The following is an 11,441-nucleotide window of genomic DNA, read 5'->3' as shown; positions in this document are numbered from 1 at the left end:
CTTCTTCCCGCTTGCCTCCGCTCTGTTTTTAAAAAAGGTTCGAGAAGTTTTTCTCCCCGAACCTCTATCTTTTCTATATTAGCTGATACTTGATCCTGCTGGAATATTGTCCGGAACAGTGATCAATTGCACCTGATCACCAAATTCAGCTGAAAGCAGCATTCCTTGGCTGACCTCACCCCTCATTTTACGTGGCTGGAGGTTAACAACAGCGACTACCTTCTGACCTACTAATTTTTCAGGTTCTGGATACCATTGAGCTATACCTGATAAAATCTGCCGTTCGCCTTGATCACCAGCATCTAAACTAAACTTCAAAAGTTTATCTGCACCTTCAACTCGGCTGACTTCTTTGATTAAAGCAACACGTAGCTCTACCTTATCAAATTTATCAAAACGGATCTCTTTTTTATTTAAAGTTAAGGTATTTTCCTTAGCAGCATTAATTTTTTCTGCCATTGCTTTACGCCCCTTAACCTTCTCGTTTTTTGTCATCTTAGATTTGATGTATTCAACTTCTTCGTCAGTATCTAAACGAGGGAAAAGCGGTGTTCCTTTTTTGACTACCTGACTATTTTCAGGTAGATCAAAGAAAGAAACATTATCGATCTGCATATCCGCTGTTTCAAAACCAAGTTGCGTAAAGATCTCTTTAGGAGCATGAGTCAAAACAGGCTGTAATAAAATAGCAATTACTCTTAAAGAAGCTGCCAAATGAGCCAAAACACTATCCAGCTCGTCTTTTTTAGCATCATCTTTTGCTAACGCCCACGGCTCGGTTTGATCGATATATTTATTGCTGCGCGAAACAAACTTCCATAAAGCACTTAAAGCATTGGAGAAGTGCATGTTATCCATTTCTTCTTCATACTCTTTGACAGCGGTTCGTGCGCTTTCTTCCAGATCCTTATCAAATTCAGTCACACCGCTAACTAATGTTGGAATTTGACCTCCACGATATTTATTGATCATTGCAACTGTGCGATTCAACAAATTTCCCAGATCATTGGCTAGATCATAGTTAACTTTATTAACAAAATCTTCGGGAGTAAAGACCCCATCATTTCCAAAAGGCACTGCACGCATCAAGTAATAGCGCAAAGCATCAAGTCCATAACGTTCAACCAGCATTTCCGGATAAACAACATTGCCCTTGGACTTGGACATTTTGCCATCTTTCATTAAAAGCCATCCATGACCGACAATATGCTTTGGCAATGGCAAATCTAAAGCCATTAAAATGATCGGCCAATAAATCGTATGGAAACGAACGATTTCTTTACCCACCATGTGCACATCGGCTGGCCAATATTTATTGAATAGTGTCAAGTCATCGGAACCATAACCTAAGGCAGTGATATAGTTGCACAAAGCATCGATCCATACATAGACAACATGCTTAGGGTCATTTGGTACTCTAACGCCCCAGTTAAAACTAGTCCTTGTGATAGCTAAGTCTTCCAAGCCAGGTTTAATGAAGTTATTCAGCATTTCATTTTTTCTAGTTTGCGGAATAATGAAATCAGGATGTTCATCGTAATATTTGACTAAGCGGTCAGCATACTTGCTCATCTTAAAGAAATAACTTTCTTCTTCTACCAAGGTTACTTCATGTCCGGAAGGTGCCTTACCGCCGATCATGTTTCCTTGATCATCATGATAAACTTCAGCTAACTGTGATTCCGTGAAGAATTCTTCATCAGAAACAGAGTACCATCCCTTATACTTGCCTAAATAAATATCACCTTGGTCAAGTAATTTCTGAAAAATCTTTTGGATAGCTTTTTCATGATAGTCATCGGTCGTACGAATAAACTTATCATTAGAAATTTCCAAGGTTTTCCACAATTTTTTGATGCCAGCAACCATTTGATCCACGTATTCCTGTGGTGCCATCCCTAGTTCTTCAGCTTTTTCCTCAATTTTTTGTCCATGTTCATCTGTTCCCGTTAAGAAAAAGACATCAAAATTTTGTAATCTTTTGTACCGTGCCAACACATCACAAGCAATTGTTGTATAGGCATTACCGATATGCAATTTACCTGATGGATAATAAATCGGTGTTGTAATATAGAATGTTGGTTTATCAGCCATATAACTTTCGTCCCCTTTATCAAGTTCAAGTTTGTTTTTTATTTAATAAATTTTAATTTCAATTCTTTTTATTATAGCATATTAACCTTGATGTTCTCACTATCTCTAGCCAAATTAACTTGGAAAAAACAAAAACATGAGATTTTTCCCATGTTTTTTGTAGTTATTCAACATTTACAGAGGAAAACTCTTTCGTAGCATCATTTTGTATCATGACTCCATTTTCTGGAATACTAATTCGCTGCTTATTAACCGCCACTAATTTAGCATGCAAAGAACGATAAGAGATCAGACCTGCAAAAGGATAAACTACAAATGAAGTTCCCACTACGACCAAAAGATCAGCAGATTCAATGGCGGCTAATGAACGTCGCAAGTTATCTTCATTGATCGGCTCGCCGTATAAAACTATCCCTGTCCGCAAAATACCGCCGCAGCCTTTATGATGCATGTCTTGTTGATATTCCGCCAATGTGGCTGTTTGTCCACATTTTTGACAGTACACATTCGTCAGGTTACCATGAAATTCCACCAGCTTTTCTGCAGGCGTACCGGCCTTACTATGCAAACCATCAATATTTTGCGTGATGATCATAGCACCCTTTTTTTGGGCAAACTCAGCCATTTTTTCGTGGATCACATTTGGTACAGCATCCGGATAGATCATACTTTTGGTTACAAAATCATAGTGCTTTTGTGGTTCCCGTTGTAAACACTGTGCACTCAACAAATATTCTGGTGCCTCTTGTCCGGCATAAAGACCATTTTTAGACCGATAATCCGGGATACCTGACGCCGTTGAAACGCCTGCCCCAGTCATAAATACAACATGTTTTGCTTGATTCAATAAGTCATTGAGTTCAGTCATTTCTAGACTTCCTTTCCAAATTTTAGCGTAACAAATAGTTAACGTTCATTTGTTGCAAGATGTCACCAATTTTTGCCGCATAAAAACCACGGAATATTTTTTCTTTATAGCTCTTTGGTTCTGGAAGCACAAAAGAATTTTGCCGGTCAGACTTGTACCGCACAATATACGCCGGCTTAAAGTGGAGATTATCTTGTAATGATGAATGGTACACTTCAAATAATTGAGAGACTTCCAACCTAGTTTGCCGCTCACTCAAGACCGGTTCCAGACTAATGAAATCATTTAGTTCTAAGGGAGCAAGGCCCCAACTTTCTAGTTGTGCATCAAATCCACGCCATAACTTGACGATTGCTGCCCTTATTTTCTGGGGGCCTGCTGTCTTTTTTTCCGTTAAGCTTGCATATAATCTTTGAGCTGCTTCGAAACTTTGGGGATATAGTTCTTGCAGTTTCTTTTCGGCTTTTGGCTGTTCACCTGCAAATAAAACTAATGCATCGACCAACTTAACAGTCCGTAAAACCATCCAACTATCAACTTCATCTTCTTGTTCTGGTTTTAATTGTGCCAAGATCCCTTTATAAAACAACTCAACTATCCCATCGTCAAGCAAACCTAATTCACGTTGACGTGGATAAATCTGCAAATGAAGCACACTATCATACAGTTCCATACCAACTGTCATAATTTTTGAATCATGTTCAGTCTGGCCAGTAGTCATATTAAAATTGATCTGTGGGACATCTTGCACCATCGTCATGATATGAAGCAATTCATGAGAAACCGTGTAATTAGGCGCTGTAATATCATACACATCTAATTGCATTTGCCCATCATGTAAGTACATTTGCGCCTGATCACTCGCCAGCCAGCCCTTTTTTTCTTCCTTAAAAGTAACGTTCACAGTTTTCTTAACAGCTTCTTCGACCTGCTTTTGCAGCTTTAATGTAGTCTGATTCAACATTGATTCACTCATTTTTAAAAACCCTCATTTCTAATTTCGTATAAAATCTTTTTGGCAGCCGCTGCATCTTGTTGTGGTAGTTTCTTCAAACGTTTGATAACTTGGCTGACCTCTGCTCCGCTTGCCCCGACGGAGGCAGCTAGAGATTTCATTTGCAGATTCATATGACCCTTTTGAATACCATCAGTAACTAGGGCGTACAATGCGGCTAAATTTTGTGCCAGCCCAACACTAGCAATAATATTTTCCAACTCACGTGCATCCTGCTCTTGCCTTAAAGTGGAATTGAGCTGTACAAGTGGGACTAGTCCGATCGAACCCCCAACTGAACCCACCGGAACAGGAATACGTAATTGTCCCACCAACTGTTCACCCTTGATCTGCCAAGTACTTAGGCCGCGATAATGTCCATCTTTGGCAGCGTAGGACTGGATTGCAGCTTCTATAGCACGCCAATCATTTCCACTGGCGATCACAGCAGCGTCGATCCCGTTCATGATCCCTTTATTATGGGTTGTCGCCCGGTAAGGATCTAATTGAGCGACTCTGCTGGCTTGAACGATTTTTTGGGCTATTTCTTTGCCTGAAAGATTTTCCTTTGCCAAAGATTCAACTGGTATTTCACATGAAGCAGTTACTAAACATTCAGTCGTAAAATTAGACAAAATTGCCATTAGGACATCCACCTGCAAATCAGAACGTAATTTAGCGGCTACAGCTTCCAACATAGTATTGATCATATTAGCCCCCATAGCTTCCTTAGTATCGATGATCATGTCAACCGACAAGAGATCATGATCTAAGACCCTAACAACCAGCTGTAAGGGACCTCCACCTCGTTTGACAATAGATGGATGAGCCTCTATCGCCGTTTGTAATAGTGCAGGTGCAAAATCTTCTATTTCCTTTTTTAATTCTGCTACATTGCTAACATTTTCAATGATAACTTGTCCGCGCATAGCTCGTTGTTCACTTTCAGCAGTAAAACCGCCAGCTTTTTTAACAATAGCTGCTCCGTGACTAGCGCCTGCTATCACAGATGGCTCTTCAGTTACCATCGGGACCAAGTATTCCTTGCCATTGATCACAAAATTTAACCCCAAACCTTCTGGTAAGCTGAATTGGGTAATAAAATTCTCTATTTGAGTTTCGCCAAGCTCCGGAGCCAAAGCACTTTTCTCTAATTGTTGAATCTCCGTTTTTGTAAGTTTATTTTCGTGCTCTAAAACACTTAATCTTTCAGGCCAGCTCTTGCGATAGTATTTTTCAAATCCCTTCATTTTGTGAACTCCCACTTTCTCCAAATTTTATTTAAGAACCGATTTTTTCACAAATTATTCAGTTCCTATTATATAATAAGAAGTGATATACACTGCAAGCTTTTAGTTTATTCAACTATTAAATAGTTAGTTATATTCTATGTTTGCTCGGCTAGCAGGCAACAATTCTATTTTTTTCAGAAACAGGAGCAAGCTTTATTTTTAGTAGTCCAGCTCCAAAAGCCAGAACTCTCCGCCCAATCAATTCGAACATCACGACAAGAAAGACGCTTGTCATCTTGCCCGAAACCATTGGTGCTCAAGTTCTCTCGACTTTTTACCGCTCTGTTTTTTTAGTCGAGCTGCTCATGACAGAAGGTTGTGCCTAACCAACTTGCACCCCCTAATGCTGAAAAACGTATTATTGGGCGCAAGTCCGTTAGTGCTCACCTTCTAAACGTCATGCTTCGCTCTGTTTTTAAAGGAGGTTCTTTCTTGAAATACACCGCTCGTAAACATTTTATACTGATATTTGTACTCTCATTTTTTATACTGCTCTTTTTTACGCCATCTATTTCAGCTGTTAACGTCCTTAAAGTGGGCGTGCTAAAGGATGACGCACCACTTAGTTCAGCATACTCTAACAATCAAGCTCACGGAGCAAATGTCGCGGTAGCTGCTCAACTCGCAAAAGACTTGGATCAAAAAGCTAAAATTGTTCCTTGCAAAAATAAAAAGCAACAGCTCAAGCAATTACGTAACGGTAAGATTGACATTGCACTGGGAAGCTTTTCGCCCCAAACCGCTAATTACAAATTAAGCACACCGATTTTTTATGTAGAAAATATCCTTTTTAGACGGGCCGATGGCACTAAAAAGTCAGTACAAAAACTAGCAGACCACAAAGTTGGTATGTTAAAAAATGGTACACAAAGCTCCTTGTTAAAAGAATTGCAGTTTAAAAGGAAACGCTACTCGTCTATCTCTGCAATGGTGACCGCTTTACAAAATAAAAAAATCAAAGCTGCGATCTTAACTGGTCCTGAATATACATCTTATTTGCAAAAACACCCGGAATATACACAAGCTAAAGACCACACAGACCAGCAACAAACTCAGCAAGTTTTAAAACGGATCAAAGATTCACAGATCACTGCACAAGAAGTGAGCGTTGCAACATATCATTCAAAAAAACTTGCAAAAAAAATCAACAAAGATTTGAAAAAGATGTCCAAAGATGGCCGCTTAAACAAAATTTCACTAAAATATTTTGGGAAAGACATTACACAACAGTAAAAAAAGACTTGAGGATAAAAATCTCAAGCCTTTTTATTTACTTAGTTAATTCGGCTATAATTCCTTCACGGACCCCACTTTCAGAAAAAATAACTTCAGGAACTTCAAATTGTTGAATCAGCATGACAACCGGAGTCAGTCCAGCAATGATAATATCTGCCCGCTCTTTTTCAACACCCAAAGAGTCTTCCCGTTCTTTTTTATCCTGCCCCAGCCACTTTTGGAAAATCTCGACAAAACTAAAGGATGACATTTTCTCTCCGTGTAAATTTACTTTATTTTTTTGAGCAGCTTGGTCTCGTCCTTGACGGGCAACGGTTCGATTGGCCCCACCCAATAAAACAAGTGGAAAGCCATTACCTTCAGAAAGCCAGGGTAATTGTCGAAATTTATAGAGAACAAAACGTTGTAAAGCAAAGAAATCAGCCGCACTTATCTTTTCACCAGCATGATACTTCTCACTTAAAGTCACGGCTCCATATGGGATACTGATATAATTAACTGCCTGCCGATTTTTGACCACAGCAAGCTCAAAACTACCGCCTCCCATATCACAGATCAGGCAGTTTTTCAGATCAAAGGCATGCATCACGCCCACATAGTCATAATATGCCTCTGAATCACCTGACAAGACCTCAATTTCAACCCCGATTTCTTCTTTTACGCGGTCTAAAAATCCTGCCCCATTTGAGGCATTACGCACAGCTGCCGTAGCAACACCGCGAACCATAGTAAGATCTGAGACTTGTTCATACTCTGACTTAAATCTCTTTAAAGCCTCGATAGTTCTATCGATCGCATCTTGTTTTAAAACTGATTTAGTGCTAAATTCGCCCATACCTTCTGCCAAACGGGTCATTTCTTTGAAACGTTTGATCTCTTGAAAAAAATTATCTTGATTGATTTGATAGATCCCCATCCTAGTAGAATTAGAACCTAAATCAAGTAGTGCAACTTTCCCCATACTTGTCACCCCTTGTCTCAAACTACACAATTTATTCGGTTATTTCTTTAAATTGTATTATTCAAAATAATTAACGCCGATCGCAGCTCTGACCTCTTTTAAAGTCTGTGCAGCAACTTCATTGGCCTTTTCACTGCCCTTTTTTAAAATATCATAGACAGCCGGAATATCTTGAGCATACTCTGCACGCCTGTTCCTGATTGGAGCCAAAGTGTCTTCCAAAACATCATTTAGATAACGTTTGAGCTTAACATCACCCAGTCCTCCGGCACGGTACTGGTCTTTAAGATCAGCTACGTGCTGCTTGTCTTTTGCAAAGACATCTAAATAAGTAAAGACTGTGTTCCCTTCGACTTTGCCGGGATCTTCCACATGAATATGGTCAGGGTCAGTGTACATTGACATGACCTTTTTCTTTAAAGTATCCGCATCATCTGACAAATAAATGGCATTATTTAATGATTTGCTCATTTTAGCATTGCCATCTAAACCAGGCAAACGTCCAGACCCTTTGGGCGGAAAAACACCTTGAGGTTCGACAAGTACTTCTTGTCCATAAATACTATTAAAACTGCGCACGATCTCTCTGGCCTGTTCGATCATTGGTTCCTGGTCATCGCCAACTGGCACAGTATCTGCCTTAAAAGCTGTAATATCAGCAGTTTGGCTGACTGGATAAGTGAAAAAACCAGCCGGGATAGAACGCTCAAAATTCTTTTGCTGAATCTCAGCTTTCACGGTAGGGTTACGTTCAAGGCGTGAAACTGTCACTAAGTTTAAATAATACAGGTTTAGTTCTGCTAAAGCCGGAATGGCAGATTGAACAAAAATAGTCGATTTTTGAGGATCGATCCCCACTGCCAAATAATCAAGTGCCACTTCGATCAAGGACTTCTTAATTTTTTCAGGATCACGAGCGTTATCTGTTAAAGCCTGTTGGTCGGCAATCATAATATAAGAGTCATAATCACCCGTTTCTTGCATAGCGACCCTTTGAATCAAAGAGCCGATATAATGTCCAATGTGAAGCTTGCCAGTTGGACGATCACCAGTTAAAATTACGTGTTTACTCATAACGATTTTCTCCTTTACATTCTTTTACTCTTGATTTATATCAGATAACACGATATCTAAAATTTTTTTGCACCGCTATACAAAAAAATCCTATTGTTTTTCAACAATAGGACGATTGCTCGCGGTGCCACCTAAATTGCGGAAATCCCGCCACTCATTTTATTTGTCATGTCTTATCCCAGGTCCATTTCGAGTTCTGTTTACATCTTTCAGCTTGCAATGTATCTCTGTCAGCCAGTCTCTACTTTTCCTGTTCAACTAATTAACTTAATTTTATCAAACTGGTCAAGCTTGTAAAGACCTAACGACCAAAAAACTAAAATTCTGACAATTCGCAGATTTTGTGGTATCTTAATTAGAGTTTATTCAAATATTCCGCACGATCTAAGACACGTATCTAAACAGCTTGTTAACTTTGCAAGCTGATATTTGTCGCGGAATAAGCTTATCTTTTAGAGAAAGGATCTGCATTCATGGAAAACGAAAGAAAATTAGAACAAAAGCGTGTAGATCAAGTTATCACAGAAATACAATCTCAGCTGAAACAGACTGAAAAAGAATATAAAAAAGCCCATGACGAAACATCATCGGTTGAAAAAAATTACGTACAAAATGCCAAAGTCAACACAACCGAAGTTGATGATCGGATGGAAACAAATGCCGAGATCCAGCAACAAAAACAATTAGTTGCTAAAAACATTCAAACCGAGCAGATCTTAAAAGAACAGTTAAATACACTGGGGGAGCTAGAAAAAACACCCTATTTTGGTCGGATTGATATCCAAGACCCTGGCGATGACAGGGAAACGTTGTATATTGGCACAGCATCGCTAAATGATGACCAGCAAAACTTTCTGATTTATGACTGGCGTGCACCGATCTCTTCCGTTTATTACAATGGTACCTTGGGTACAGTTGAGTATGAAACTCCTGCCGGGCTGCAACAGACAGATCTTCTAAAGAAAAGACAATTTAAGATCAACGATGGTGTCATCAAAAATATGTTTGATACTAACGAGACCGTTGGTGATGAGATCTTGCAAAGTGTACTCGATGAACACAGTGACGAATATATGAAAAACATCGTTGCTACTATTCAAAAAGAACAAAATGACATTATTAGGAACACCAAAAGTGACCTCCTATTAGTCCAAGGTGTCGCTGGCAGCGGAAAAACTTCTGCCATTCTACAAAGAATTGCCTTTTTGCTATATCACAGTCGAGACACGTTAAATGCAGATCAGATCGTTCTTTTTTCGCCTAACTTGTTATTCAGTCGTTATATTTCTGACGTTTTGCCGAGCCTAGGCGAAAAAAACATGCGCCAGGTAACTTTACACGAGTTTTTCTCTCGTCGTTTACAAGGCTTAAACGTAGAATCACTGTTTGAACATTATGAAAGCTCAGACAATTTATCACGGCAGCAAAAAAAATTAAGTTCATACAAAAAATCACCTCAGTTTATGCAGACTGTTAAAAAGTATGCTGCTCATTTGCCGGCCGCTGAGATCTGCTTTACTGATGTCACTTTAAACGGCGAAACAATTTTTTCTAAAGATGAAATTCGGAAAATATATACCAGTTTTCCGGGCAATATGACCTTAGCTCACCGTTTTAATGCTTTGAAAAAGAAATTGTCCAAAAAATTAGACTCTTTAGTAGCCAAAAAAGCTACCAGTCAAGAAATTCAAGATATGCTCGAAAACCTAAGCGGTGAACAATATCATGAATTACTGGGAGAACAGAATAAAGAAAGTTTTATTTCTTATGATGAAGAACAGGCCTATCTTGGGATGAAAATTGCTGAAAAACAATACGCCGTCATCTATGATGCATTATTTAATGATTTTTTCTTCGATGATTATGAACAATATGGCAGCTTTTTAAAACAAAAACTGCCACAGTCATTTGAAGAATATTCACAAAATTTAGAGTATCATCGTATCACTTTAGATGACTGTGCTCCTTTGCTATTTTTGAGAGATCTACTGACTGATAGCGGACAAAACCATAGCATCGCTCATCTCTTTATTGATGAAATGCAGGATTATAGTCTGGCACAAATGATCTATTTAAAACACGTCTTCGGTGCTGCAAAATTAACCTTGCTCGGTGATAGTGAGCAGGCCTTATATTCAGAGTCTAAACGCCCCAAAGAATTGCTGTCTGAACTGTCTGAAACACTGCAAGCCCGACATAGCAGCCTTAAGTTACTGAACAAAAGTTATCGTTCCACCAAACAGATCACTGACTTCATGAAAGCACTGTTACCAGAAGGTAATTCTATCCAGTCTTTTAATAGGCCAGGGAAACGACCGCTAATTTGCCAAGTATCAGATGAAGAAGCATCTTTTAGGGCTTTATATCAGCATTTGAAAAAATCCGCAAAAGAATACTCTTCAGTTGCTTTGATCACTAAAAATATGACCAAAAGCAAGCAGCTCTATGAAAAATTACACAGAAAGCTACCTGTGACCTTACTAGAGGAATCGGACAGAACCTTGCCCGCAGGCATCGCGATCTTACCTATTTATTTAGCTAAGGGACTTGAATTTGATAGTGTGATCGTAAATAATGTTTCTGCTGACGAATATCCAGATACAAGCAAACGTGGCATTTTATACACTATTTGTTCACGTGCCATGCATGAATTAGTTATGATCAGTATTGGCCAACCGTCCCCACTGATCACACAGCTGGATCCAGATCTATACGGTGTTGAACAAACCCTAACGATCAAGTAATGATCACCTTTTTGACGCAAAATTCGATTTTTCCTTTAAGTATTGCAATTATTAAATGTATATAATATACTATTTAAGTACTGATAATTGCATGCCACTTTAGCTCAGCAGGTAGAGCATCACCATGGTAAGGTGGGGGTCGCCGGTTCAAATCCGGCAAGTGGCTTATTGAAGTTGT

The 11,441-nt window shown here is 39.1% G+C and carries 8 protein-coding genes and 1 tRNA gene; 3 read left to right on the top strand and 6 right to left on the bottom strand.

Annotation, left to right across the window (positions count from 1 at the left end; genetic code table 11):
- Positions 1-78: 78 nt before the first annotated feature.
- From metG to FC65_RS05120, 4 genes are all read right to left on the bottom strand, one after another.
- Positions 79-2,094 carry a methionine--tRNA ligase gene (metG, locus tag FC65_RS05135; RefSeq protein WP_056971805.1) on the bottom strand — a complete coding sequence of 672 codons (2,016 nt, stop codon included), beginning with the start codon at positions 2,092-2,094 and terminating at the stop codon, positions 79-81.
- Between the two features lie 163 nt (positions 2,095-2,257).
- Positions 2,258-2,962 carry an NAD-dependent protein deacylase gene (locus FC65_RS05130; protein ID WP_010499380.1) on the bottom strand — a complete coding sequence of 235 codons (705 nt, stop codon included), beginning with the start codon at positions 2,960-2,962 and terminating at the stop codon, positions 2,258-2,260.
- A 22-nt stretch (positions 2,963-2,984) separates the two neighbouring features.
- Positions 2,985-3,938, bottom strand: a complete 954-nt coding sequence (locus FC65_RS05125; RefSeq protein ID WP_056971804.1) for a hypothetical protein — start codon at positions 3,936-3,938, stop codon at positions 2,985-2,987.
- 2 nt (positions 3,939-3,940) lie between these two features.
- Complete coding sequence (locus FC65_RS05120) at positions 3,941-5,206, bottom strand: hydroxymethylglutaryl-CoA reductase, degradative (protein ID WP_056971803.1); 1,266 nt, start codon at positions 5,204-5,206, stop codon at positions 3,941-3,943.
- 474 nt (positions 5,207-5,680) lie between these two features.
- Between FC65_RS05120 and FC65_RS05115 the strand changes: the two genes are divergently transcribed.
- Complete coding sequence (locus FC65_RS05115) at positions 5,681-6,481, top strand: substrate-binding periplasmic protein (RefSeq protein ID WP_056971802.1); 801 nt, start codon at positions 5,681-5,683, stop codon at positions 6,479-6,481.
- A 37-nt stretch (positions 6,482-6,518) separates the two neighbouring features.
- Here FC65_RS05115 and FC65_RS05110 read toward each other — a convergent pair whose 3' ends face one another.
- Positions 6,519-7,445, bottom strand: coding sequence for a Ppx/GppA phosphatase family protein (locus FC65_RS05110; RefSeq protein WP_056971801.1), 927 nt, complete (start codon positions 7,443-7,445; stop codon positions 6,519-6,521).
- 57 nt (positions 7,446-7,502) lie between these two features.
- Positions 7,503-8,519, bottom strand: coding sequence for a tryptophan--tRNA ligase (gene trpS / locus FC65_RS05105; RefSeq protein ID WP_056971800.1), 1,017 nt, complete (start codon positions 8,517-8,519; stop codon positions 7,503-7,505).
- Positions 8,520-8,992: 473 nt separating this feature from the next.
- Here trpS and helD point away from each other — a divergent pair, with 473 nt between their 5' ends.
- Together helD and FC65_RS05095 are read left to right on the top strand one after the other, a co-directional pair.
- Positions 8,993-11,263 carry an RNA polymerase recycling motor HelD gene (gene helD / locus FC65_RS05100; protein ID WP_056971799.1) on the top strand — a complete coding sequence of 757 codons (2,271 nt, stop codon included), beginning with the start codon at positions 8,993-8,995 and terminating at the stop codon, positions 11,261-11,263.
- Positions 11,264-11,356: 93 nt separating this feature from the next.
- Positions 11,357-11,429 (top strand) — tRNA-Thr (locus FC65_RS05095).
- Positions 11,430-11,441 lie beyond the last annotated feature (12 nt).

The organism is Ligilactobacillus acidipiscis DSM 15836, from assembly GCF_001435755.1.
Lineage (GTDB): Bacteria > Bacillota > Bacilli > Lactobacillales > Lactobacillaceae > Ligilactobacillus > Ligilactobacillus acidipiscis.
Note: the sequence above shows the minus strand (reverse complement) of the source record. Positions and strands in the feature narration are given on the sequence as shown.